20 protein-coding genes and 1 pseudogene are annotated in these 24209 nt (G+C 67.7%); 12 read left to right on the top strand and 9 right to left on the bottom strand.

All coding sequences use genetic code 11. The features are described from left to right. The first annotated feature begins 108 nt into the window (after positions 1-108). From WS66_RS32625 to WS66_RS32605, 4 genes are all read left to right on the top strand, one after another. A complete protein-coding gene (locus tag WS66_RS32625; protein WP_059600647.1) occupies positions 109-1095 on the top strand; it encodes a TRAP transporter substrate-binding protein in 987 nt (328 codons plus the stop codon). Then, entirely contained in the window at positions 1092-1670 is a 579-nt protein-coding gene (locus WS66_RS32620) for a TRAP transporter small permease (protein WP_059600645.1), read from the top strand. Before WS66_RS32625 ends, WS66_RS32620 begins: the two co-directional genes overlap by 4 nt. Before the next feature lie 4 nt (positions 1671-1674). Continuing rightward, positions 1675-3027, top strand: coding sequence for a TRAP transporter large permease (locus WS66_RS32615; RefSeq protein WP_059449222.1), 1353 nt, complete (start codon positions 1675-1677; stop codon positions 3025-3027). Between the two features lie 396 nt (positions 3028-3423). Then, complete coding sequence (locus WS66_RS32605; protein WP_059600640.1) at positions 3424-4248, top strand: alpha/beta fold hydrolase; 825 nt, start codon at positions 3424-3426, stop codon at positions 4246-4248. Between the two features lie 82 nt (positions 4249-4330). Here the strand turns inward: WS66_RS32605 and proP are convergent, their stop codons facing one another. The 7 genes from proP to WS66_RS32570 form a co-directional block, all read right to left on the bottom strand. Beyond that, the gene (gene proP / locus WS66_RS32600; RefSeq protein WP_059600638.1) at positions 4331-5800 is read right to left on the bottom strand and encodes a glycine betaine/L-proline transporter ProP; all 1470 of its coding nucleotides are present in this window, start codon (positions 5798-5800) and stop codon (positions 4331-4333) included. Between the two features lie 484 nt (positions 5801-6284). Continuing rightward, the gene (locus WS66_RS32595) at positions 6285-7352 is read right to left on the bottom strand and encodes a porin (protein ID WP_059600636.1); all 1068 of its coding nucleotides are present in this window, start codon (positions 7350-7352) and stop codon (positions 6285-6287) included. 227 nt (positions 7353-7579) lie between these two features. Next, complete coding sequence (gene acs / locus WS66_RS32590; RefSeq protein WP_442859307.1) at positions 7580-9574, bottom strand: acetate--CoA ligase; 1995 nt, start codon at positions 9572-9574, stop codon at positions 7580-7582. Between the two features lie 251 nt (positions 9575-9825). Further along, positions 9826-11712: a sigma-70 family RNA polymerase sigma factor gene (locus tag WS66_RS32585; RefSeq protein WP_059605513.1), complete on the bottom strand. Its 1887-nt coding sequence runs from the start codon at positions 11710-11712 to the stop codon at positions 9826-9828. Next, positions 11696-12013, bottom strand: coding sequence for a high-potential iron-sulfur protein (locus tag WS66_RS32580; RefSeq protein WP_059510566.1), 318 nt, complete (start codon positions 12011-12013; stop codon positions 11696-11698). Before WS66_RS32580 ends, WS66_RS32585 begins: the two co-directional genes overlap by 17 nt. Positions 12014-12088: 75 nt before the next feature. Next, positions 12089-13348, bottom strand: a complete 1260-nt coding sequence (locus tag WS66_RS32575; protein ID WP_059605510.1) for a c-type cytochrome — start codon at positions 13346-13348, stop codon at positions 12089-12091. A gap of 82 nt (positions 13349-13430) precedes the next feature. Then, complete coding sequence (locus WS66_RS32570; protein ID WP_059605507.1) at positions 13431-15158, bottom strand: methanol/ethanol family PQQ-dependent dehydrogenase; 1728 nt, start codon at positions 15156-15158, stop codon at positions 13431-13433. A 463-nt stretch (positions 15159-15621) separates the two neighbouring features. Between WS66_RS32570 and WS66_RS34945 the strand changes: the two are divergent. Both WS66_RS34945 and WS66_RS34940 read left to right on the top strand, forming a co-directional pair. After that, positions 15622-15930, top strand: a pseudogene (locus tag WS66_RS34945) (TonB-dependent receptor plug domain-containing protein); the annotation flags it as partial. A 154-nt stretch (positions 15931-16084) separates the two neighbouring features. Continuing rightward, on the top strand, positions 16085-16282 hold the full coding sequence (locus WS66_RS34940; RefSeq protein ID WP_059605503.1) for a hypothetical protein: 198 nt from the start codon (positions 16085-16087) through the stop codon (positions 16280-16282). Here WS66_RS34940 and WS66_RS32560 read toward each other — a convergent pair. Next, on the bottom strand, positions 16267-17262 hold the full coding sequence (locus tag WS66_RS32560) for an alpha/beta fold hydrolase (protein WP_059605500.1): 996 nt from the start codon (positions 17260-17262) through the stop codon (positions 16267-16269). The two genes, WS66_RS34940 and WS66_RS32560, sit on opposite strands and share 16 nt — an antisense overlap. 333 nt (positions 17263-17595) lie before the next feature. Between WS66_RS32560 and WS66_RS32555 the strand changes: the two genes are divergently transcribed. The 6 genes from WS66_RS32555 to pqqE all read left to right on the top strand — a co-directional run bounded on the left by WS66_RS32555 (position 17596) and on the right by pqqE (position 23086). Next, positions 17596-19605, top strand: coding sequence for a sigma-54-dependent Fis family transcriptional regulator (locus WS66_RS32555; RefSeq protein ID WP_059605497.1), 2010 nt, complete (start codon positions 17596-17598; stop codon positions 19603-19605). A gap of 292 nt (positions 19606-19897) precedes the next feature. Further along, complete coding sequence (gene pqqA, locus WS66_RS32550; protein WP_006410019.1) at positions 19898-19972, top strand: pyrroloquinoline quinone precursor peptide PqqA; 75 nt, start codon at positions 19898-19900, stop codon at positions 19970-19972. 64 nt (positions 19973-20036) lie between these two features. Further along, on the top strand, positions 20037-20960 hold the full coding sequence (pqqB, locus tag WS66_RS32545; RefSeq protein ID WP_059605524.1) for a pyrroloquinoline quinone biosynthesis protein PqqB: 924 nt from the start codon (positions 20037-20039) through the stop codon (positions 20958-20960). Between the two features lie 2 nt (positions 20961-20962). Further along, the gene (pqqC, locus tag WS66_RS32540) at positions 20963-21682 is read left to right on the top strand and encodes a pyrroloquinoline-quinone synthase PqqC (RefSeq protein WP_059605494.1); all 720 of its coding nucleotides are present in this window, start codon (positions 20963-20965) and stop codon (positions 21680-21682) included. Further along, positions 21679-21960, top strand: coding sequence for a pyrroloquinoline quinone biosynthesis peptide chaperone PqqD (pqqD, locus tag WS66_RS32535; RefSeq protein WP_006751646.1), 282 nt, complete (start codon positions 21679-21681; stop codon positions 21958-21960). Before pqqC ends, pqqD begins: the two co-directional genes overlap by 4 nt. A gap of 1 nt (position 21961) precedes the next feature. Further along, complete coding sequence (pqqE, locus tag WS66_RS32530; RefSeq protein WP_442859306.1) at positions 21962-23086, top strand: pyrroloquinoline quinone biosynthesis protein PqqE; 1125 nt, start codon at positions 21962-21964, stop codon at positions 23084-23086. A gap of 27 nt (positions 23087-23113) precedes the next feature. Here pqqE and WS66_RS32525 read toward each other — a convergent pair whose 3' ends face one another. Continuing rightward, positions 23114-24184, bottom strand: coding sequence for a DNA topoisomerase IB (locus tag WS66_RS32525; protein WP_059605492.1), 1071 nt, complete (start codon positions 24182-24184; stop codon positions 23114-23116). Positions 24185-24209 lie beyond the last annotated feature (25 nt).

Raw genomic sequence — 24209 nt, 5'->3', positions numbered from 1 at the left:
ACACGTCATACAACGTATGACTGCGAATCCGCGAAGGCCGTGCATCGATGCATGCGGATGCCGAGCGGATCGCCGCCAAACAACGAGCAACCAGCAAGGAGACTGACGATGAAGCACCGATTCACCCGCTCCCGTACCGCACTGGCCGTCGCGCTGATGGCCGGCTTCGCGGTGTCCGCGCAGGCCCGCGTGTTCCGCTCGGCGGACGTGCACGGCGACAGCTTCCCGACCAACATGGCGGTCAAGTACATGGGCGACGAGCTGTCGAAGCTGACGGGCGGCAAGGACTCGATCAAGGTGTTCGGCAACAGTGCGCTCGGCTCCGAGAAGGACACGGTCGACCAGGTGCGGATCGGCGCGATCGACATGGCGCGCGTGAACGGCGCGTCGTTCAACGAGATCGTGCCGGAGTCGCTGATCCCGTCGTTCCCGTTCCTGTTCCGCGACGTCGACCATTTCCGCAAGGCGATGTACGGCCCGGCCGGCCAGAAGATCCTCGACGCGTTCGCGGCGAAGGGGATGATCGCGCTGACGTTCTACGAGAGCGGCGCGCGCTCGATCTACGCGAAGCGCCCGGTGCGCACGCCCGCCGACATGAAGGGGCTGAAGGTGCGCGTGCAACCGTCCGACCTGATGGTCGACGAGATCAGGGCGATGGGCGGCACGCCGACGCCGATGCCGTTCGCCGAGGTCTACACGGGCCTGAAGACGGGCCTCGTCGACGCGGCGGAAAACAACCTGCCGTCGTACGAGGAAACCAAGCACTTCGAGGTGGCGCCCGACTACTCGGAGACGCAGCACGCGATGACGCCGGAAGTGCTGGTGTTCTCGAAGAAGATCTGGGACACGCTGTCGCCGCAGGAACAGGCCGCGATCAGGAAGGCCGCGGCCGATTCGGTGCCGTACTACCAGAAGCTGTGGACCGCGCGCGAGGCATTGGCGCAGCAGACGGTGACGAAGGGCGGCGCGAAGATCCTGCCCGCCGCGCAGATCGATCGCGCGGCATTCGTGAAGGCGATGCAGCCGCTGTGGGCCAAGTACGAGAAGACGCCGCAGATGAAGCAGATCGTCGACGAGATCGAGGCAACCAAGTGACCCGTCGCACTTCCTTGAATGGCGCGGCGGCTGCGGGCTCGCCGGATGCGGCCGTCGCGGACGGTGCGGCACCGTGCCGGCCGCGCGCGGCGGCGCCGCTCCTGCGTTGCGTGAACGACCTGCTGTTCCGCGCGCTGGCCGTGGTCGCGTCGCTGTGTCTCGCGGCGCTCACGGTGCTGGTGTTCTACGCGGTCGTGATGCGTTACGTGTTCGAGAACGCGCCCGATTTCGTCGAGCCGATCGCGTTGCTGCTGGTGATCGTGATCGCGATGTTCGGTGCGGCGATGAAGGTGCGCGACGGCGGCCACATCGGCCTCGACTCGCTCGTGAGGCGCCTGTCGCCGGGCGCGCGCACCGTGGTGATCGCGATCCAGCACCTGAGCCTGATCGCGTTCGCGATCGCGATCATGGTCGGCTGCGGCAGCATGGCCGCCGAAACGATGGGCGATCGCATTCCGATCATCGGGCTGCCCGAGGGCGTGCGCTACCTGATCACGATTCCCGCGGCGATCGCCATCATCCTCTTCTCGCTCGAGCACCTGCTCGCGCTTCGTCGTTCTTCGCCGGGCCAATAACGCCATGGAACTCGCGATCCTGTCCGTCAGTTTTCTGATTTTCCTCGTGCTCGGGGTGCCCGTTTCGTTCGCGCTCGGGATTGCCTGCGTGCTGACCTATATGGTCGAAGGGCTCCCGATCGCGACCGCGATGCAGTCGATGATCTCGGGAATGAACGCGTTCTCGTTCCTCGCGGTGCCATTTTTCATCTTCTCCGGCGAGCTGATGCTGCACGGCGGCATCGCGGACCGGATCCTGCGTTTCGCGCAGGCAACCGTCGGCCACTTCCGAGGCGGTCTCGGGATGGCCAACGTCGTCGCGTGCACGCTGTTCGGCGGCGTGTCGGGCTCGCCGACCGCCGATACGTCCGCGATGGGCGGCGTGGTGATTCCGCTGATGAAGCGCGAAGGCTACAGCGCGGCCTACGCGGTCAACGTGACGACCCACGCGTCGCTCGCCGGCGCGCTGATGCCGACGTCGACCAACATGATCATCTATGCGTTCGCCGCACAGGGGATCACGGGAATGCTGCACGGCCAGCAGGTGAGCGGCGTGTCGATCGGCGACCTGCTGTTTTCCGGCCTCCTGCCGGTGCTGTGGGTGATGGGCTTCGTGCTCGCCGCCGCGTACTGGCAAGCCGTGCGTCACGGCTATCCGCGCCGTGAAGACGGTTCGTCGGCGCTGCCGGCGTTCCCGGGCTGGTATGCGGTGTTGCGCAGCTTCGTCGGCGCGGTGCCGGGCCTGATGGTGATCGCGATCATCCTCGTGTGCGTCGCGAAGGGGATCGCCACCGCAACGGAAGCGGCCGCGATCGCCGTCGTGTATTCGCTCGTGCTGACCGCGATCGTGTACCGCACGCTGACCGTCGAGAAACTGCGCCGCGCGCTGTCGCATGCGGCGCGCACGACGGGCGTCGTGCTGCTGCTGATCGCCGTGTCCAACATGCTGCGCTTCCAGATGTCGTACCTGGAGATTCCGGATGCGATCGAAGGGCTGCTGAAGCAGTCGACCGCAGCGCCCTGGCTGATGCTGCTGTACATCAACATCATTCAGGTGTTCCTCGGCACGTTCGTCGACATGGCCGCGCACATCCTGATCACGACGCCGCTGTTCCTGCCGATCGCGATGGCGTGCGGCGTCGGGCCGGTGCAGTTCGGGATCATGCTGCTGCTGAATTGCTCGCTCGGTCTCGTTCACCCGCCGATCGGCTCGGTGCAGTTCGTCGGCTGCGCGATCGGCAACGTGTCGATCGGCGAGACGACGAAGATGGCGTGGCCGTATTACCTCGCGATCTTCAGTGCGATCAACATCGTCACGTACATGCCGTTCTTCTCCACCTGGCTGCCGAGCCTCATCAGCGGGCACGCGGTGTTCTGATCATGCGTTTCGCCCGTCGCGGCACCGGACGACCGAGGTTGTCCGGTGCCGCGAACACGTTAACGGTCGCTTCACGCACGGCGCATTCACATCAACATGAAGACAGCATGGCGGGCCGTCGCGGCCGCCGCGTTCGCGCTGGCCGCATCGCTCACGCACGCAGCGACGTAAGGGTATGTCTCGAACGGCGACAGCCTCGACATTCCGGTGTCCGGCGTCGTCCCGGTCGCACGGCGGAAGTGCACGACGCCATGCGTCGCGGGACGCGCGACGGCAGTCACACGCAGCGCGGGCAAGCTGTGCGATGATTCGCCGCTTCGCGTTCGTCGCAGAACGCCGCGGACCGCGGCGCCCGTTTCCGGGCCGCCGCCGATCGCATTGACATCCGGAGACGACATGCCCGCACACATCGTTCATGGCAGCACCCTGCATTACCAGGATCACGGCACCGGATTTCCGGTGCTGCTCGGACACAGCTACCTGTGGGATTCGGCGATGTGGGCGCCGCAGATCGACGCGCTGGCGAGCCGCTACCGCGTGATCGTGCCGGACCTGTGGGGGCATGGTGCGTCGTGCCCGCTGCCCGACGGCACCGAGACGCTCGACGACCTCGCCGCGCACGCGAGCGCATTGCTCGATGCGCTGGAGATCGAGCAGTGCGCGGTCGTGGGGCTGAGCGTCGGCGGGATGTGGGGCGCGCGGCTCGCGTTGCGCGAACCGCAGCGCGTGCGCTCGCTCGTGCTGATGGATGCGTCGCTGGAGTCCGAACCCGACGCGACGCGGCTGCGCTACTTCGGGATGCTCGACGCGATCGCCGCCGCCGGTTGTATCGCGCCGCCGTTGCTGGATGCGATCGTGCCGCTGTTCTTCCGGCCGGACGTGAACCTTGCCGACCCGGTGCCGGCCGCGTTTCGCGCCGCGCTCGCGAACCTTCCGGCCGACCGGCTGCGGCAGTCGATCGTCCCGCTCGGTCGACTGATCTTCGGGCGGCCGGATACGCTCGTCGCGCTCGCTGAACTGGATGCCGAGCGCACGCTGCTGATGTGCGGCGCGGGCGACATGGCGCGGCCGCCGTCGGAGACGGTGAAGATGGCGGGCGTGATCGGTTGCCGCCATGCGCTGGTGCCGGACGCCGGCCACATCTCGAACCTGGAGAATCCCGCGTTCGTCACGCGGACGTTGCTCGACTGGTTCGACGAACAGCAGCTCGCGGCGGGCTGACAGTCAGATGCGCGGCGCCCGCGAGGGGGTGCCGCGCGGCGTCCTATGACGACGCAACGGCTTGCATCACTGCAGGACTGGATTACGCGCGTTCGCCGACCGGCGCGAACTTGCGGTCGCGCACGCGTCCCTCGTCAACGCCGCGGCGAATCAGGTCTTGCGCTTCCGCGCGGCTCGCGACACACGGCGCGGAGCCGGGCAGCGGCCGCCGTGCGGTTTCGCGCAGCGCGAGCACCGACACGATGCCGATGAACGATGCGCCCATCAGGTAGTAGGCCGGCATCATCAGGTCGCCGGTGCGATCGACGAGCCATGCGGTGACGAGCGGCGTCGTGCCGCCGAACAGCGACACCGACACGTTGAAGCCGATCGCGAGCGCGCCGTAGCGGATCCGCGTCGGGAACAGCGCGGGCAGCGCGGACGGCATCACCCCTGTGAAGGTCGACAGCAGCGTGCCGTAGATCATCATTCCGCCGAACACCGACAGCATCCCGCCGGAGCGGATCAGCAGCAGCGCGGGCACCGACAGCACGAGCAGGCCGACGCAGCCGAACATCATCACCGGCTTGCGGCCGAGCCGATCCGATAGATGCCCGGCGTAAAGCGTCATCGGCATCATCAGCACCATCACGAGCAGCACCATGAAGAGGCCGTGCGTTTCGTTGAAGTGCAGCGTCGCCGACAGGTAGTTCGGCAGATACGACAGCGCCATGTAGTCGGTCACGTTGAAGATCAGCACGAGGCCGACGCACTGGAGCAGCGGCTTCCACTGTTCGACGAGCAGCGTGCCGAACGACTGTTTCGGGCGCGACCGTTCGTCCGCTTCGCGCGCTTCGGCTTCCTTCTTGAACGCGGGCGTCTCCTCGAGCTTGATCCGGATGTACAGGCCGACGAGGCCCAACGGACCGGCGATGAAGAACGGTACACGCCAGCCCCACGACAGTAGCGCTTCCTGCGAGAGCGTCGCCGTCAGTATCGCGACGGTGGCCGCGCCGAGCGTGTAGCCGATCAGCGTGCCGAACTCGAGGAAGCTGCCCATGAAGCCGCGGCGCTTGTCGGTCGAGAATTCGGCGATGAAGGTGGCGGCACCGCCGTATTCGCCGCCGGTCGAGAAGCCCTGCACGAGGCGGGCGACGAGCAGCAGTATCGGCGCCATGATCCCGATCGACGCGTAGCTGGGGATCAGGCCGATCGCGAAGGTGCCGACGGCCATCATGATCATGGTGGCGGCGAGCACGCGCTGGCGGCCGATGCGGTCGCCGAGCGGGCCGAACACCATGCCGCCGAGCGGGCGCACGAGGAACGCGGCCGCGAACGTGCCGAAGGTCGCGAGCAGCTGCGCGGACGGGTTGCTGGACGGGAAGAACACCTTGCCGAGCGTGACGGCGATATAGCTGTAGACGCCGAAGTCGAACCATTCCATCGCATTGCCGAACGCCATGGCTCCGACCGCTCGCTTGAGGACGGCGGGGTCGACGATCGTGATGTCGTCCAGCTTGAGGGACTTGCGCGAAGACCGGGCTTTCGCGGGGTGCGCTTGCGATGAACTCAAAGAACGCTCCTGGAGGAGCCTTCGGCTGGCCGAGCGGATGCGGAACCGTCGGGGACGAAGGCGGTTGTCTCGGGATCGCCGTGATGTCGGTGATGCGGCGCGCGTCATGCGACATCCGGCAGGTGTGTGCTGGTGTGAAGCAGTGTAGAGAAACGGGAAACGCGGACTATCGGTCATGCGCCCGGAAACCGGTCGAAAACGACACGGATGGCGCAGCCGGGCAACTCCGCGTATCGTCCGGCGCGCGGCGGTCCGGGCCGCGCCGATGGCGGTCTATACCGGACGCTGATCTTGCGGTGTGCGTGGATGCCGCACGTGGCGGATCGCGCGGGCGTGAGATGGGCGATACGTCGGGCACGGATTCGTGCGCGATGGAGATCGCGCCGAATCCGAACGCGTCCTGGCGTACCGAAATCGGCGCGAGATGATTCGGACTGCGAATGCATGGCGGTGGCGATTCGGCACCGAAACCGCCTCCTGCGCATCAGAACATGTGGCGGATTCCGACGTTCGCGCCGACGGTCGTGCCGGTGACCGCATAAAGCGCGTTGTTGATCCCGAGCCCGGTGTTCATCGCACCATGGTTGTTGACCATCGCGACCTGCGCGTACAGCGCGGTTGCCTTCGACAGGCTGTAGGTCGTGCCGACGGCCGCGAGCAGCGAGTGATTGGCCGTGTCGTTGCGATCGCTGGTGAACCAGACACCGCCGTTCAGGTCGACGGCCGGCGTCGCCTGGTAATCGAGGCCGCCGCCATACACGTTGTTGCTGAACGATCCGCCGACCTTGTAGCTCGTGAACGACGCCTTCGCGGTGACGGGGCCGAAGCGGTATGCGGCGCCGATCGTGCGCCCGACGAACGCGACGGTGCTCGGCGTCGGCGTCGGGTTGGTGCCGTCGTTGCCGTCGTAGAACGCGGCGTCGATCATGAAGCCCTCATGTTCGTACTTGAGGCTCGCCGAATACTGGCGGCCGGCCTGGAAGTCGCCGGCCTTGCCGCCGAACGCGAACATCGCGCTGCCGGTGAGGCCGGCGATCGTCGGGCTGGTGTACGACACGGCGTTCGGGTTGAACAGGCCCGTCACCAGCACGTTGTCGACGTAGTTGATCAGCCCGCTGCCGAAGTGCGAGAAGCTGCGCGGATCCGAATCGAAGATCGCGAGCAGGAATGGCGAGTACTGCACGCCGGCCTTGACCGTGCCGAAGCCGCCGTCGAGCCCGACCCACGCCTGGCGGCCGAAGAAGTTGCCGTTCGAATGGGCGAACGCGCCGTTGGTGACGGCAAAGCCGCTTTCGAGCTGGAATTTCGCCTTGAGTCCGCCGCCGAGATCCTCGGTGCCGGTCATCCCGAACGTCGTCGGCGTCATGCCGGTGTCGGTCATCGCGAACTGATGGCCGGCGTTCGCGCCGGTGGCGGCGTCGAGCGTCTTGCTCGTGTACAGCACCGCGGCGTCGAGGTTGCCATACAGCGTTACGCTGCTCTGTGCGAAGGCGCTGCTGCTGACCATCGCGCCTGCCAGCGCGGCGCAACCGATCACGATTCTGTTTTTCATTGGGTGTCTCCAGTGTTGTTGTACGTCGATGCATCGAACGGGGAATGCGACGGACCGCCGCGAAGCGGTGTCCGGCGCGCGGGCCGCATACGCACGATGGGGCGCGGCGGAACGCACGTGCGTGGCCGGGTGTCGGCCGCATGCGACGCGTTCATGGCGGGGATGGCCGCCCGAACGCGCGTGCGTCGAAGAGATTGGGTAAGGCCGGCCGATGCCGGCCCCGTCATTCAGAGCGACTGGCCGAGCTGCTCGAGGATCGCGGGGTTCTCGAGGGTGGACGTGTCCTGCGTGATCGCCTCGCCCTTCGCGAGCGAGCGCAGCAGGCGCCGCATGATCTTGCCCGAGCGCGTCTTCGGCAGGTTGTCGCCGAAGCGGATGTCCTTCGGCTTCGCGATCGGCCCGATCTGCTTGCCGACCCAGTCGCGCAGCGTCTTCGCGAGCGCCGCCGCTTCCTCGCCTTCCGGACGCGAACGCTTCAGCACCACGAACGCGACCACCGCCTCGCCCGTCGTGTCGTCCGGGCGGCCGACCACCGCAGCTTCCGCAACCAGCTCGTGCGAAACCAGCGCCGACTCGATCTCCATCGTGCCGAGCCGGTGGCCCGACACGTTCAGCACGTCGTCGATGCGGCCCATGATCGTGAAGTAGCCGGTGTCCTTGTCGCGCACCGTGCCGTCGCCGGCCAGATAGAGCGTGCCGCCGAGCTCCTCGGGGTAATAGCTCTTCTTGAAGCGCTCCGGGTCGCCCCAGATCGTGCGGATCATCGAGGGCCACGGACGCTTGACGACGAGAATGCCGCCTTGCCCGTTCGGCACGTCCTGGCCGGTCTCGTCGACCACCGCGGCCATGATGCCCGGCAGCGGCAGCGTGCAAGACCCCGGCACCGTCGGCGTTGCGCCCGGCAGCGGCGTGATCATGTGGCCGCCGGTTTCGGTCTGCCACCACGTGTCGACGATCGGGCAGCGCTCCTGGCCGACGTGCTTGTGGTACCACATCCACGCTTCCGGATTGATCGGTTCGCCGACCGTGCCGATGATGCGCAGGCTCGACAGGTCGTAACTCTTCGGATGAACCTTGTCGTCGGCCTCGGCGGCCTTGATCAGCGAGCGGATCGCGGTCGGCGCGGTGTAGAACACCGTGACCTTGTGATCGTTGATCATCTTCCAGAAGCGGCCGGCGTCCGGCCAGGTCGGCACGCCTTCGAACACGACCTGCGTGCCGCCGCACGCGAGCGGGCCGTAGGTGATGTACGTGTGGCCCGTGACCCAGCCGATGTCGGCCGTGCACCAGAACACGTCGGTCGGTTTCCAGTCGAAGGTCCACTTCATCGTCTGCGCGGCCCACAGCAGGTAGCCGCCGGTGCTGTGCTGCACGCCCTTCGGCTTGCCGGTCGAGCCCGACGTATAGAGGATGAACAGCGGATGCTCGGCGCCGACCCATTCCGGTGCGCACGTGTCGGGCTCGCCGTCGGCGATCTCGTGCATCCACAGGTCGCGCCCGGCGTGCCAGTCGATCTTGCCGCCGGTGCGGCGATAGACGATCACGCTCTTGACTGCTTCGCAGCCGCCCATCGCGAGCGCCTCGTCGGCGATGCTCTTGAGCGGCAGCGTCTTGCCGCCGCGCGCCTGCTCGTCGGCGGTGATGAGGGCGACCGCGCCGACGTCGACGAGCCGCTCGTTCAGCGATTTCGCGGAGAAGCCGCCGAACACGACCGAGTGCGTGGCCCCGATGCGCGCGCAGGCCTGCATCGCGACGATGCCCTCGATCGACATCGGAATATAGATGACGACGCGATCGCCCTTGCCGATTCCGCGTTTCTTCAGCGCATTCGCGAAGCGCGATACACGTGCCAGCAGATCGGCGTAGGTGACGCGCGTGACGGTGCCGTCGTCGGCCTCGAAGATCACCGCGACGCGCTCGCCGTTGCCGGCTTCGACGTGACGGTCGAGGCAGTTGTACGAGGCGTTCAGCTCACCGTCGTCGAACCACTTGTAGAACGGCGCATTGCTCTCGTCGAGCACCTTGGTGAACGGCTTGTGCCAGCTGAGGCCCTCGCGCGCGAGACGCGCCCAGAAGCCCTCGTAATCCTGCTCGGCCTCGGCGGCAAGCGCCTGGTAGGCCGGCATGCCGGAAATGGTCGCGCGCTCGCGCGTGTCGGCCGGCGGTTCGAAGATTCGGCGCTCCTGAAGGATCGATACGAGGGCGGTCAAGATGGTCTCCATGCAAATCGTTGGGTGTGGTCTGACTCTCGAAACGCAACTTGCATGCCAATCGTGCGGGTATTCAGCCGGAACGGCGTACATGCGCGTCGTCGAGCGGCTTTCGTCGATCGATCTGCACTGCAAATCAATGAACGACAGAACGATCGGCGATCTCGTCGGCCTGCATGTTGCGTCGAAATGCAGCAGCGGGTGTTGCAGACGTCAACACGACGCACGACGCACGGCGTGTGCACCGTGGGATTGACGTCACGCTATGCGATGAACGACCGCAGCACGCCGAGCGCGTCGGACGCACGAAGGCGTGTGAGTGCCGACGCCTCGATCTGCCGCACGCGTTCGGCGGACAGATTCATCTGGCGGCCGATGTCGCGCAGCGAGCAGCCTTCGTCCGCGTGCAGCCCGTAGCGCAGCCGGAGCACCATCGCCTCGCGCGGCGGCAACCGGTCGATCGCGGCAGCGATCGTGTTGCGCAATTGGGTGGCGCCGGCGGCGTCCTCGGGCGACGGCGACGACAGGTCCGGCGCGACGTCGGCGAACGTCATGTCGCCTTCCGGCGAAACCGGCAGGTCCGCGGACACGGGTTCCTTCACGATCGCAAGCAGATCGCGCACCTTGTCGACCGGCTCGCCCATGTGGACGGCAAGTTCGGCCGGCGTCGCGGCCGTGCCCGCGCGTTGCCGATGCTCGCGCGCGAGCCGCGTGAGCTTGTTCAGCGCGTCGACCGTATGCGTCGGCACGCGGATCGTGCGGCCGAGGTCGGCGAGCGCATGCGTGATCGCCTGCCGGATCCACCAGGTCGCGTACGTCGAGAAGCGGAAGCCGCGCCGGTAGTCGTAGCGCTCGATGGCCTTCAACAGACCGATGTTGCCTTCCTGGATCAGGTCCGCGAACGGCAGGCCGCGATCGGGATAGCGCTTCGCGATCGACACGACGAGCCGCAGGTTCGCGTCGAACAAGCCCGTTTTCGCCGGTTGCATCGCGCGTTCGATCGCACCGAGCCGGGCATCGAGCGACGCGGTCGCGCCGGGCGGCAGTTCCGACGCCGGGGCATCGCGCACGATCGCGACGCGTGCGTCGATGAATTCGGCCGCACGTCGCGTCAGCGTCGGCCCGCAGGCCGGATGCGCGGCAATGCACGACGCGAGCCAGCCGGCGTGATCGTCGTGGTCCGTCTGCGCGAACGACGGTGGAACGCCCACGTCGGCCAACAACCGCGCCAGCCGGCCCCGCAGCGCGCGGTGCCGGCGTGCACGGCTGCGCAACGGTTCGCTCATCCGTTCGAGTGCACGGGCGGACAGGCACAGCGTGCCGAGCAGCGCCGCGGCGTCGCGTACGTGCATGCGATACGCTCCAGACGCGGTGCCGCCCGAGGCCAGCGCGGCCCGAATGCCGTCCGCGAATGCGTCGATGCGGGCGAGCCGTGTCAGTACCGCGTCGCGCCAGGCCGAATCCTCCGATGGCGCCTCGTCGTCGCGACCGGGCTCACCGATGGAGGCGGGCGAAGTGCCCACATCGGCGTTATTGGACGGTCGAGCGTCGCGCGGGTCGTCGGCGAGAAAGATCACATAGGTCGATGCGGCGGCTCGGCGTTCGGCGATCTCGGTACGAATCGACACGAGCGCGTCGAGCGCATCGGGGTCGCCGCACAGCACCGCGACCGACGCCGCGCGGCCGCGCTCGATGCGCTGCGCGTATGAGAATTCCTCATCGCGCGTGAGGAGTGGCGTCGTGCCCATCTCGCGCAGGTACAGCCGGACCGGATCGGTCGTGCGCGGCGCGAGCAGGTCGGCCGCGGCGAGCGTGCCGTCGCCGTCGGGCCATGCGCGCGCGGGCGGGGCCGGCCGGAAGTAGCGGTCGAGCGTCCAGCCGCTCGCGGTATCGGCGCGCTCGGACACCGCGATGCCGAGTTCGGCGAGCACGGCGGCGGCCGCATCGATACCGCTTTCGCTTGCATCGTCGTCGGGCAGCGCGTCGATGATGTCGCCGCGCGTGACGAAGCCGCGCGACAGGCCGGCCGTGATCAGTGCGTGCAGATGCGCGACGGCGTGCGCCGGCGCGCCGTCGTCGATGCCAGCCGCGGGCGCCGGTGCATGCCGCGCCGGCAGCCCGTCGCGCGAAGCATCACGCCCGCTTCGCATACACGTTGCACCAGCCGTCCGCCGCGACCAGCTTGCCGGCGAACATCGGGCACGTGCCGGCGGTATCTGCCGCTTCGCCCTTGTAGAAGCGGCAATTTGCACAACGCTGGCCGGCCTGGTATTTCGGGAACTGCGCGGCGTCGACGCTGGACGCATGCGCGCGATAGCCGAGCGTCTTCGCGGCGGGGTCGTTCTCGTCGACGAGCGGCGGCGCCGCGCATGCCGTGCGTGCGGCGGCGAGCGTCGCGCACAGGCCGATGGCGTTGATGATGAAGGTTCTGCGGGAGGTCGGGTACGTCACGGTCGTTTCCTGTTGAAGATGAAATCGTGGGGAAGGGAGCGACTTGCATTGCGTGGCGAAGCCGCTTGCCCGGTATTACTGGCTCGCGTCCTTGTGCGCGGCGGGACCGGCGACGAGCGGCGCGGTCGACGCATGTGCGGTATCGGCCGTCAGCTTGTCCTTGCTGGCGGCATAGCCGTTCGACGCGAGCAGGAAGGCCATCAGGTCCGCGTATTCGTCGTCCTTCAGCTTGCCCGGCTGGTCCGCCGGCATGTTGGTCGCCATGTAGCCGAATACGCCGCCGATCGTCAGGTGCGAATGCGACAAGGGCGCGAACGACGGGCCGCTCAACGCGGGCGCGGTGTTGCCTTCGAGATCGGCGCCGTGGCACTTGGCGCACGCATTGCCGTAGATTTCCTTGCCGTGGGCGACCTGGGCCGCGTCAAAGGACGGCGCGGCGTCACCGGTGCTCGCGCCGACACGAATGAAGCCGCCGCCGGCGCTCACGTTGCGCGCGCGCAGCAGGTTACCGGGCGCGCGGCCTGCGCTCACCGTCGCGCCGTCGAGGAAACGCGACGGCATGCGCGACTCGTGCGCTTCGAGCGCGCTGCCGGGTAGCGCCCACTTGCGGGTCAGCGCGGCCAGCCGGCCGTTGTTCTTCATTTGCGTGAGTGCCGCGTCGATACGTTGCTGCAACTCGGCCGAGCGCGGCGCGTACGCAAACGTGAGCTGCCATTCCGCATACGGCGACGACGTCGCGCCGATGTGGAACGCCTGTTTCGGATGCGCGGCCTGATACGCGACGACTGCCGGATACCAGACGATCGCGCGATGCGCGCGGCCGCGCGCGACCGCGTCGACCGTTTGCTCGGACGTGTTCTCGAGATCGAAGCGCGCATTCTTCTGCTGAACCGCGATCAATTGCGCGGGGCTCGCGTAGGTCGCCGCGACAATTTCGCGGCCGGTGGCCGGCGCGCCGGCATCGCGGCGCGTGACGCTCACGTAGCCCGAGCGCAGGTAGCCTTGCGAGAACAGCAGCTTCGTATCGGATGCGTCGGCGATGGCCGAGCGTGGAAAGCCTGCGAGCACGTCGCAGTCGTGTTCCAGGATGCCGGCGAGCTCATGCGCGGACACGCCGTCGTCGTCGTTGCCGCCCGCGTCGTGCCCGGAGAAGTTCGCGGCGATGCCGGCCGTGCGGAACGCCTCGCGGGCGACGGCCTTGTCGAGCGCGGCCGTCGGCGTGCCCGGCAGCGAGCAGACGCGCACCGCCGTCGCGGCCGTGGAGAGCGCCGGTGTCAGCGCCGTGCCTGCCGCGAGCGCACAGGCCACGGCGAGGCGGGAAAGTCGGATGTTCATGATCGTACGCTCGGTTGAAAACGGGAAAGGGAGGGGCGCCCGCGCCGGTGGCGCGGGCGCAATACGGTTGGCCGGATGCCGATCAGCCGCGGTCGAGGGCGAACACGTACAGCGTGCCGCCGCGCGGCACGTCGTCCGCCGCCTTGGCCATCGGGCCGCCCCAGATCGGATTCGCGCCGCCGTAGCCGGCGAGTACCGCTACGTACTCCTTGCCGTCGACTTCAAAGACGGACGGCTGCGCGATGATCCCGCTCGCGAGCTTCGGGCTCTCCCACAGCACCTTGCCGGTGGCGACGTCGAACGCGTACAGGTGACCGTCGAGCGAGCCGCTGAACGCGAGGCCGCTTGCGGTCGTCGCGACGCCGCCGTTCCACGGCAGCTTGCTCCAGTGGCTCCACACCTTCTTGCCGGTGTTCACGTCGATCGCCTGGAGTTCGCCGTACCCTTCGCTGCCCGGCTCGGGCTTGATCTCGAAGCCTTCGCCGAGATACGGCAGCCCTTCCATGTAGTTGACCGACTTGCCCGACAGGCTCATGCACGCATGCAGCGCCGGCACGATCGCGAGATGGCGCACGGGGTCGTACGACACCGACCACCAGTTCTTGCCGCCAAGGAAGCTCGGGCACGTGTCGATCGTCGTGCCGACCTTCGGATACTTCGCCGGATCCTGGATCGGCGAGCCGTCTTCCGTGTAGCCGGTGACCGACGTCGCCTTCACGAACGGCTCCGCATAGATCAGCTTGCCGGTGTCGCGATCGATCGCATGGAAGTAGCCGTTGCGGTCCGCGTGGATGATCGCGTCGCGCTCCTTGCCCTTGTACTTGATCGTCGCGAGCACGGGTGTGTTGACGCCGTCATAGTCCCAGGTGTCGTGCTTCGTGTACTGGTAGTGCCATTTGAGGTCGCCGTTCTTCGGATCCAGCGCGAGCAGCGAATCGGAGTACAGGTTGTCGCCCGGGCGCAAGTCCGCGAGCCACGGCCCCGGGTTGCCGACGCCCCAGTACAGCGTGCGCGTCGCCGCATCGTAAGTGCCAGTCAACCAGGCCGGCGCGCCGCCGTGCGCCTGCATGCCGTCGGGCCAGGTGTCACCGTGCTTCTCGCCCTGGCCGGGAATCGTGAAGCGCTTCCACAGCAGCGTGCCGTCGTTCGGGCTGAGCGCCGCGATGAAGCCGCGTGCACCGTATTCGCCGCCCGAGCTGCCGACGACGATCGCGCCGTCGAGCGCGAGCGGTGCGAGCGAGAACGCGTAGCCGAGCCCCGGCTCGAACATCTGCTTCTTCCACACGAGCGCGCCGGTCTGCGCGTCGAGCGCGGCCACCTCGCCGCTCAGCATCGCGACGTAGACGTTCTTGCCGTAGAGCGCGACACCGCGGTTCACGACGTCGCAGCAGGCCGTCTTGAACGATTCCGCGCCGAGTTTCGGTTCGTATTTCCACAATTGCGCGCCGGTGGCCGCGTCGAACGCGTACACGTTGTCCTTCGGCGTGGTCACGAACAGGTAGCGGCCGTTGACGATCGGCGTGGCTTCGAAACCCTGCTTCAGATCGGCCGGAAACTTGTAGCTCCACGCCTGCGTGAGCTGCTTCACGTTCGACGCGTCGATCTGCTTGAGCGGTGAATGCGCCTGGCCGTTGTACGTGCGGTAGTAGGTGAGCCAGCCCGGATCGCGTTGCGCATCCGTGAGCCGCTGATACGTGACGGCCGGATAATCAGCGGCAGCGTCCACCAGGCCGGGATTCAAGGCGATCGCGGCCGCCGCCGCGATTCCGATGGTTGCCAGTCGGCTCGTCGAAGCCGAGAGTTTTTTCATGGTTGTCTCCAGAGTCATTGTGGTCGCACCGCGGCCAACACATGGCCGGGCCGGCAGGGTGGGGATCCGGGTCCAGTGCGCAGCCAGTCACGCAAATCGCATGCCATTGAGGCGCGCGCCCTGTCGCGCAAGGCGGAGCGGCCGGTTGTGCGCGCCGCGGCGACATGCGCGGCGTGGCGCGGATGATCCGCGTGTGTTGCGTTCGGGGACAGCCGCGGGTGGAGTGTTGCGAAACATGACAGTGCGGTGCGCGGCCAAAGGCGTCGCCTCGTTGATCCAAATTGACACAGGCGCAACAGGGGTGGCTCGAACTGCAACAGGTGCGCGGTTGCATATCGATGCGTGTCGGCTTCGATCGGCTGCCGGCAGGACGTTGCACGCATCGGCATGCTTCTTGCCGTTCGACACGGCAATGATTCCGCGCCGCGAGAGACCGCCATGCATGTCCCGATTTCGTCCGATGCCGATCGTCGTCGGCGGCACGACGCCGCTGCTCGGGATGGGCACGCGGCTGTCGCGCGTGCCGGCCAGCGTCCAGACCATTCGCGGCGAGGACATCATGCGTCAGCACAGCAGCGTACTGACCGACTACTTCGAGAAGAACGTGTCGAGCGTCGACATCAACGAGGCGCCGGGCAACCCGTACCAGACGGACGTGAACTACCGCGGCTTCACGGCATCGCCGATCGTCGGCACGCCGCAGGGGCATTCGGTATCCGTCGACGGCGTGTGCGTGAACGAGCCGTTCGGCGTCACGTGGAATCCAGTGCCCGGCTTCACCGCATATGAGACGTACAACGAAGGAATGCGCTCACCAACCGCGATCGAGCTCGCATGCGCCGATCCGGCCGCGCCGTGCTCTCTGCCGAACGACTTTCTCGCAGCCCCGGCGCTGAAGCCTGATCGACCTCGATACGACCAGGCAGGTGACGAAGCACCTGCAGCTGTTCGCGTCGATCACCAACCTGCTCGACAAGCGCTACGCGAGCTTCGGGATAATCGGCCGGAACGTCTTCGCTGGTCCGAATCATTCGTGCGACGGGATCAACCCCGTCAACGAGCAGTTCGTCGGGCCGGGCGCGCCGCGCGGCGCGTGGGTCGGCGCCCGCTATGCGTGGGACTGAACGGGCGGCTCAGCGTGTTGCGGTGCGTCTGCTGCCGTGACGTCGAGCACGTTGCGTACCGCGCGAGCGACGCCACGCGCGAGCGCGTCGTCGCTCGCGAGATGTCCGGCCGGCACGCGTTCGACGACGGCCGCCGGCACCGCGCGGGAGAGCCGGTCGACGTTGTCGACCGGGCACACGCGGTCGCGCGTGCCGTGCACGGCATGCAACCGCACGCCGGCTTGAGCGGCCTGCCGCGCCAGCGCCAGCAACCGGCGCTCGCCGAGCCAGCAGTTGCGTTGCAGGTAGTGCGCCTGGATCCGGTATTTGTCGATCAGTCCGGCGACGGCGGGTCGCGTCGGCCGCGTGGCGCGCGCCGGTCGCCCGGTCAGGATCGCATCCTCATAAGCGTTCCATGCGAGCGCGACCGCGCGTTGCCGCGCCGCGCCGGCGCCCGGCTGGAGACGCCGCGCGCAGCATGCGATCAGGCGATCGGCGCGCGCGGTGCCGGCGGCGGCCATCAGGCGCTGCCAGGCCCGCGGCGCCCGTGCGCGCGAGCCGACGAACAGGCCGCGCACTTCGCGCGACGACGTCAGAAACAACCCGCGCAGCACGACGCTCGTCACGCGGGATGGATGTCGCCCCGCGTAGGCGAGCGCAAGCGCCGCGCCCCACGACCCGCCGACGACGCACCAGCGTGCGATGCCGAGGCGTGCACGCAGCGCGTCGAGATCGCCGATCAGACGCATCGTGTTGTTGTGACGCAGGCCGCCGCGCGGCGTCGATGCGCCGGCGCCGCGCTGGTCGACGAGCACGACGCGCATGCGCGTCAGGTCGAACAGGCCGATTACCGCCGGTCGGCTCCCGCTGCCGGGCCCGCCGTGCAGCACGACGACTGGATCGCCGTGCGGGTTGCCGGCTTCGGTCCATGCGATCCGGCATGCGTCGCGGGACAGGGCAGGTCGGGGCGTGGAAGCGGAGCGGAGCGGTCGCTGCGTCATGTCGTGTCGGAAAGAGGGTAACGGGTCAACGCCGTAACGGGCGGATCCGGCGGAACCCGAGAACAGGCCGGGGCTTGACCCACGTCAAAGCCAGAATCGCGCCAGCGACCACGATCGGCCGGGTAGCGGCGGCGGGTGGAATCGCGATATTACGTCCCCGGCGCGTCGCACCGGCTGCACCGCATGCGATTGAGGTTGCTTTCATTTTCATTTCGGTTTGCGCCGGACGACGATGCGCGGCGTCCGACGCAAGCGCTGCCGGCAGCGTGGCCCGAAGTTTGCTTGATCCAGCACAAAGTCCGGCACCGACCGGAAGGATCCCCGGAGGAGACAATGCGCGATGACGTTCATCCGACGGCCAACGCACGGGCAACGCATGCGCCCGGCTGGCCGACGCCGACGATCCAGAAGTCCCATGAGCGGTCCGAGACGTTCGGCCTGCAGGCGTCTGCACGTCCCGACTACGACCTGCTGTCCGGCACCGCGCTGGCGCTCAAGCGCGAGCAGAACCGCGTGCTGTGCGTGCATGCGATGCCCGTGATGGAGACGCTGCACGAACAGATCGTCAATACGCAGAGCATGATCGTGCTGACCGATGCGGAAGGGCTGATCCTGCATTCGATCGGCGACGACGACTTCTTGCGGCGTGCGGAACGGGTCGCGCTGCGCCCCGGCGCGAACTGGGCGGAGAGCCGGCAGGGCACCAACGCGATCGGCACCGCGCTCGCGGAGCTGTGCCCGATGGTCGTGCACGGCGACCAGCACTTCCTGGCCGCGAATCATTTCCTGACCTGCTCGAGCGTGCCGATCCTCGACCCGTACGGCGACGCGATCGGCGTGCTCGACGTGACGGGCGATCATCGCAGCTATCACCAGCACACGATGGCGCTCGCGAAGATGTCGGTGCAGATGATCGAGAACCACCTGTTCACGACGACGTTCCAGGAGACGCTGCAGGTGTCGTTTCACGGCCGCCCCGAATTCCTTGGAACGCTGATGGAGGGGATCGTCGCGTTCACCGCGGACGGCCGCTTCCTGTCGGCCAATCGCAGCGCGCAGTTCCAGCTCGGGATGCCGCTCGCCGCATTGCGCGCGCATACGCTCGCGTCGCTGTTCGACGTGACGAGCGCGCAGCTGATCGACCGGATGCGCGCGAGCACCGAGCCGCACGTGTCGCTGAACCTCGGCAACGGCGCCGTGGTCTGCGCGCGCGTGCAGTTCCGGCGCGCGTTGCGGGCCGAGGGCAGCCGGCCCGCCGAAGTGCACGACGTCGCCGCGCCGGCCGCGCGGCCGCCTGCCGCGCAGTGCGCGGCGAGCCTGTCGCGGCTCAGCTATCTCGACACCGGCGATCCGCAGGTGGCGGCGGTGATCGCGAAGGTCCGCAAGGTGATCGGCAAGGACATTCCGGTGCTGATCACCGGAGAGACGGGGACCGGCAAGGAGCTGCTCGCGCAGGCGATCCACAACGACTCACCACGCCGCGACGGGCCCTTCGTCGCGGTCAACTGCGCGTCGATACCGGAGACGCTGATCGAATCCGAGCTGTTCGGCTACGAGGAGGGCGCGTTTACCGGCGCGCGCCGCAAGGGCGCGACCGGCAAGCTGCTGCAGGCCAACGGCGGCACGCTGTTTCTCGACGAAATCGGCGACATGCCGTATCCGCTCCAGGTGCGGCTGCTGCGCGTGCTGCAGGAGCGCATCGTCAATCCGCTCGGGTCGACGAAGGCGATCGGCGTAGACATCGCGATCATCTGCGCGACGCACCGCGACCTGCGCGACATGATCGCGCAGAACCGCTTTCGCGAGGACCTGTACTACCGGCTCAACGGGCTCGTCGTGCGCCTGCCGCCGCTGCGCGACCGCACGGACCTCGCGGTGGTCGTGCAGAAGATGCTGCAGCGGGAAACGCTGTCGGGGCCCGGGCGCCGCCCCTTGAGCGTTGCGCCCGGCGTGATGGCGCTGTTCGAGCGCTGCGCGTGGCCGGGTAACTTCCGGCAGCTCGCGAACCTGCTGCGCACGGCGGCCGCGATGGTCGACGACGACTGCGAGATCCGCTGCGAACATTTGCCGGACGATTTCTTCGACGACGTGCGGCACGACAACGGCCCGGCGGCACAGGAGGCCTGTACTTCTCCGCCGCTCGCATCGGAAGCACCCGCGTTCGCGACCGCGGCCGGCGATGCGCGGCTGCAGGACGTGGCCGCCTCAGCGATCGCGGCCGCGCTCGCGCGTCACGGCGGCAACGTATCCGCCGCCGCACGCGCGCTCGGCGTGTCGCGCAACACGATCTACCGCAAGATGCCGGCCGCCGGACCGGATGCGCTGGAGCCGGACGAACCCTGACGCAAGCCGCGACTGTCACACCGGTGTGTCAGGTTGCAACACCCGGTGTTCAAGGATTCAACACTTGCTCAGCCGGCCGCGCGTGGCATGGACCGTCGCTCGACGGTTTCTGAAATATTATCGTCGGCAAATCGTAAGAATTGCGGTGCCGTGACCACCCGGCGGCTGCCGCATGCCTTCGCACGCCGTTGCGCAACGCAAGTGCCGCCCCGGCACGCTCCTTGCTGAATGGGTATCGGCCGCTCGATCGATGCGGTTTTTTCGACTCACCAACTCAACAAGGAGACACATCATGCAATGGACCACCCCGGCTTATACCGACCTGCGTTTCGGTTTCGAAATCACGATGTACATCGCCAACCGCTGATCGACGCGCGCAGTGCCGCCCGCATCGACGGACACGATGCGGGCGGCGCCGGGAGCACATGCAGATGAAGATCAAGATACTCGGCTCGGGCGCCGGCGGCGGACTGCCGCAATGGAACTGCAACTGCGGCAACTGCCGTCGTGCGCGGGCCGGCACCGACGGCATCGTGCCACGCACGCAATCGTCGATCGCAGTCAGCGGCGACGGTGTCGACTGGGTGCTGGTGAACGCGTCGCCGGACATCCTCGCGCAGCTGCGCGCCACCCCCGACCTGCAGCCGGCTCGCGCGATTCGCGACAGCGCGATCGTCGCCGTCGTGCTGTGCGACGCGCAGATCGACCATGTGACGGGCCTGCTGATGCTGCGCGAACGCACGTCGCCGCTGCCGCTGTATGCGAGCGCGCCGGTGCTCGACGACCTGTCGACCGGGCTGCCGCTCGTGCCGCTGCTCGGCCACTACTGCGGCGTCGACGTCCACACGATCGAGCCAGGCGAACCGTTCGCGATACCGGGCGCCGGTGGCATCCGCTTCACCGCCGTGCCGGTCGACAGCAAGCCGCCGCCTTATTCGCCGCGCCGGGAGGCGAGCGTGCCGGGCGACAACATCGCACTCCTGATCGAAGACACGACGAGCGGCCGGCAGGCATTCTACGCGCCGGGGCTCGCCGACGTCGACGACGGCGTGCGCGCCGCGATGCGCGACGCCGACCTCGTGCTGGTGGATGGCACATTCTGGACCGGCACGGAGATGATCGACCTCGGCCTGTCGTCGAAGCACGCGGCCGACATGGGGCATCTCGCGCAGTGCGGCGATGCGGCGAGACCGGGCATGATCGACCGCCTTCGGCTGCTGCCGGCGCACACGCGCAAGGTCCTCACCCACATCAACAACACGAATCCGATTCTCGACCCCGGCTCCGGCGCGCGCGCGCAATTGCGCGAGCACGGCATCGAGGTCGCCCACGACGGCATGCAATTCGAGGTCTGACCATGAACGCACCGATTCCGGCCGCGGCGCTGCACGCGACACCCTGGAGTGCGCAGGAGTTCGAGGCGCGCCTGCGCGCGCTCGAATCGCGCTATCACATCCACCACCCATTCAACCGCCGCCTGAATACCGGCGCGTGCTCAGCGTCGCAGATTCGCGGCTGGGTCGCGAACCGCTTCTACTACCAGGTCAGCATTCCGCTGAAGGACGCGGCGATCCTGTCCAATTGCCCGGACCGCGACACGCGCCGGCTGTGGGTCGAGCGGATTCTCGATCACGACGGTCACGGCGGTCAGGAAGGCGGGATCGAGGCATGGGCGCGGCTCGGCGAGGCGGTCGGCATCGAGCGCGAGGCGTTGTGGTCGCTCGCGCACGTATTGCCCGGCGTGCGGTTCGCGGTGGATGCCTACGTCAATTTCGCGCGGCACGCGCCGTGGCAGGAGGCCGTGTGCTCGTCGCTGACCGAGATGTTCGCGCCGCAGATCCACCTCGACCGGCTCGCGGGCTGGCCGTCCCACTATCCGTGGATCGAGGCGGACGGGCTGCAGTATTTCCGCAGCCGCGTGCCGCTCGCGCAACGCGACGTCGAACACGGGCTCGCGGTGACGCTGAGCCATTTCACGACACCGGACGCGCAACGACGCGCGCTCGACATCCTGTCGTTCAAGCTGGATGTGCTGTGGTCGATTCTCGATGCGATTGAAAAGGCGTATCCCGCATGAACTCCAACGACGCCGTCAGCGGCGTGCCGCTGCGCCCCTCGCTGAGGGGCATGTACCGCCTGCAGTGGGAGGCGGCCCAGGATGCGTACGTGCTCCTGTATCCGGAAGGCATGGTCCGGCTCAACCCGAGCGCGGGCGAGATCCTCGCGCGCTGCGACGGCACGCGCGAGCTCGACGACATCATCGACGAACTCGAGCGGCTGTTCAGCACGTCGGACCTTGCGTCGGACGTCTATCGCTTCCTCGATCATGCGCGACTGCGCGGCTGGCTCGACTGACATGGACATGACCCCTGCTCCGAACCGGCCGTCCGCGCCGTTATGGCTGCTCGCCGAGCTCACGTACCGCTGCCCGCTGCACTGTGCGTTCTGCTACAACCCGGTCGATTTCGCGACACACGGCGCGGAGCTCGATACCGACGCATGGCGCACGGTGATCAGCGACGCGCGCGCGCTCGGCGCCGCGCAGATCGGCTTTTCCGGCGGCGAACCGCTGCAGCGCGACGACCTGGAGGTGCTGGTCGAGCATGCGCGGTCGCTGGGTTTTTATACCAACCTGATCACGTCGGGCGTGGGCCTGAATGCCGCGCGCATCGACCGGCTCAAGGCGGCCGGGCTCGATCATATCCAGCTGTCGCTGCAGGATTCGACGCGCGAGCTGAACGACTTCCTGACCAGCACGCGCACCTTCGACCTCAAGCGCGGCGTCGGGCGGCTGATCAAGTCGCACGGCTATCCGATGGTGTTGAACTGCGTGCTGCACCGTTACAACCTGCCGCACGTCGGCGAGATCATCGAGATGGCGCTCGACCTTGGCGCGGATTTTCTCGAACTCGCGAATACGCAGTACTACGGCTGGGCGATGCTGAATCGCGACCAGTTGATGCCGACCGCCGAACAGCTGCGCGAAGCCGAGGAAACGGTCAACCGCTACCGCAAGCTCGTCGGCGAACGGTGCAAGATCCTGTTCGTCGTGCCCGACTACTTCGAGCAGCGGCCGAAGGCCTGCATGAACGGCTGGGGCTCGGTATTCCTCGGCGTCGCACCGGACGGGACCGCGCTGCCGTGCCATGCCGCGCGCGGGTTGCCCGGTCTCGAGCTGCCGAACGTGCGCGACCGGTCGCTGAAGGACATCTGGTATGAAAGCGACGCGTTCAACGCGTTTCGCGGTGACGGCTGGATGCGCGACCCGTGCCGCACCTGTGACGAGCGCCATGCGGATCATGGCGGGTGCCGCTGCCAGGCGTACATGCTGGCCGGCGACCCCGCGCAGGCCGATCCGGTCTGCGCGAAGTCCCCGCATCATGGCCGTGTCGAACAGGCCGTGCAGTTCGCGCGACGGGCAGGGCCACATGACGAGCGTCCGCTGATCTTTCGCAGTGCCGCGAATTCTGTCGGGCGTTGAGCGGCGCGTGCCGCTGTATCGGGCACGTCACTTTCTCGACTTCCTGGACGAATGACGCGCCGCCTGCCCGAGCAACGCAGCGAACGCGGCTTCGTCCACGCGCAGCCCACGCGGCGAGCGGCGCACCTCGAGCGCCGCGAGCATCCCGGCTTCGAACGCATCGAGCACCGCCGGGTGGATGTAGCAGCGTCGGCACACGGCCGGCGTGTTGCGCAATATGTCGGCGACGGCCCGCACCGTTTCGACGATCTGCTTGCGCGTCTGCGTGACGTCCTCATGCGGGATGCGCCGCAGCAATGCCAGCGCCTGAACACTGCCCGCCCATGTCCGGTAATCCTTCGCGGTGAACTCCGCGCCTGCTGCTTCGCGCAGGTACTCGTTCACGTCGGACGAGCCGATCGAATGGCGTGTGCCATCGTCGTCCACATACTGGAACAGTTCGTGCCCGGGCAACTCCGCGCAGCGCCGCACGATCCGGCCGACGCGCGGGTCCTCCACGGTCACGTCATGCTCGATGCCGCTCTTGCCCGTGAAGCGCAGGCGAACCTGTCCCGGGCGGATCGTCACGTGGCGCTTGCGCAGCGTCGTCAGCCCGTACGACGCGTTCTCGCGTGCATATTCGGCGTTGCCGATCCGCGCGAGCGTCGTGTCGAGCAGCCGCACGATCGTCGCGACGATCTTGTCGCGCGGCATCCCGGGCAGTGCCAGATCACGCGCGACGCGCGTGCGGATGCGCGGCAGCGCGCGGGCGAAGGCCGCCATCCGCGCGTACTTGTTCGCGTCGCGCGTCTCGCGCCACTGCGGATGATAGCGATACTGCTTGCGCCCGCGCGCATCACGCCCCGTTGCCTGCAAATGGCCGCGCGGGTCCATGCAGATCCAGACGTCCGTATACGCCGGCGGAATCGCTAGCGCATCGATGCGGGCGATTTCGTCGGCGTCGCGGATCCGGACGCCGTCCGGCGTGTAGTACGCGAAGCCGTTGCGCAACCGCTGGCGCGTGTAGCCGGGATGCCGGTCGTCGACATGGCGCAGCGGCGCGGCAAGGCGAGCGCCGGTTTCAGTGCCGGGGCCGCTTCGGGACGTACGTTTCTTCATGTCGCAAGCCGCCAGCGAAGCGGCG

The organism is Burkholderia sp. LA-2-3-30-S1-D2 (assembly GCF_001523915.2).
In the GTDB taxonomy this organism is placed as follows: Bacteria; Pseudomonadota; Gammaproteobacteria; order Burkholderiales; family Burkholderiaceae; genus Burkholderia; species Burkholderia diffusa.
Note: the sequence above shows the minus strand (reverse complement) of the source record. Positions and strands in the feature narration are given on the sequence as shown.

What these genes read in the sequence shown, in the direction of transcription:
- WS66_RS32625 (WP_059600647.1), top strand. Translation starts at nt 109, where the DNA reads ATGAAGCACCGATTCACCCGCTCCCGTACCGCACTGGCCGTCGCGCTG.
- WS66_RS32615 (WP_059449222.1), top strand. Translation starts at nt 1,675, where the DNA reads ATGGAACTCGCGATCCTGTCCGTCAGTTTTCTGATTTTCCTCGTGCTC.
- WS66_RS32605 (WP_059600640.1), top strand. Translation starts at nt 3,424, where the DNA reads ATGCCCGCACACATCGTTCATGGCAGCACCCTGCATTACCAGGATCAC.
- WS66_RS32595 (WP_059600636.1), bottom strand. Translation starts at nt 7,352, where the DNA reads ATGAAAAACAGAATCGTGATCGGTTGCGCCGCGCTGGCAGGCGCGATG.
- acs (WP_442859307.1), bottom strand. Translation starts at nt 9,574, where the DNA reads ATGGAGACCATCTTGACCGCCCTCGTATCGATCCTTCAGGAGCGCCGA.
- WS66_RS32585 (WP_059605513.1), bottom strand. Translation starts at nt 11,712, where the DNA reads ATGCGAAGCGGGCGTGATGCTTCGCGCGACGGGCTGCCGGCGCGGCAT.
- WS66_RS32575 (WP_059605510.1), bottom strand. Translation starts at nt 13,348, where the DNA reads ATGAACATCCGACTTTCCCGCCTCGCCGTGGCCTGTGCGCTCGCGGCA.
- WS66_RS32570 (WP_059605507.1), bottom strand. Translation starts at nt 15,158, where the DNA reads ATGAAAAAACTCTCGGCTTCGACGAGCCGACTGGCAACCATCGGAATC.
- WS66_RS32560 (WP_059605500.1), bottom strand. Translation starts at nt 17,262, where the DNA reads ATGACGCAGCGACCGCTCCGCTCCGCTTCCACGCCCCGACCTGCCCTG.
- WS66_RS32555 (WP_059605497.1), top strand. Translation starts at nt 17,596, where the DNA reads ATGCGCGATGACGTTCATCCGACGGCCAACGCACGGGCAACGCATGCG.
- pqqB (WP_059605524.1), top strand. Translation starts at nt 20,037, where the DNA reads ATGAAGATCAAGATACTCGGCTCGGGCGCCGGCGGCGGACTGCCGCAA.
- pqqC (WP_059605494.1), top strand. Translation starts at nt 20,963, where the DNA reads ATGAACGCACCGATTCCGGCCGCGGCGCTGCACGCGACACCCTGGAGT.
- pqqD (WP_006751646.1), top strand. Translation starts at nt 21,679, where the DNA reads ATGAACTCCAACGACGCCGTCAGCGGCGTGCCGCTGCGCCCCTCGCTG.
- pqqE (WP_442859306.1), top strand. Translation starts at nt 21,962, where the DNA reads ATGGACATGACCCCTGCTCCGAACCGGCCGTCCGCGCCGTTATGGCTG.
- WS66_RS32525 (WP_059605492.1), bottom strand. Translation starts at nt 24,184, where the DNA reads ATGAAGAAACGTACGTCCCGAAGCGGCCCCGGCACTGAAACCGGCGCT.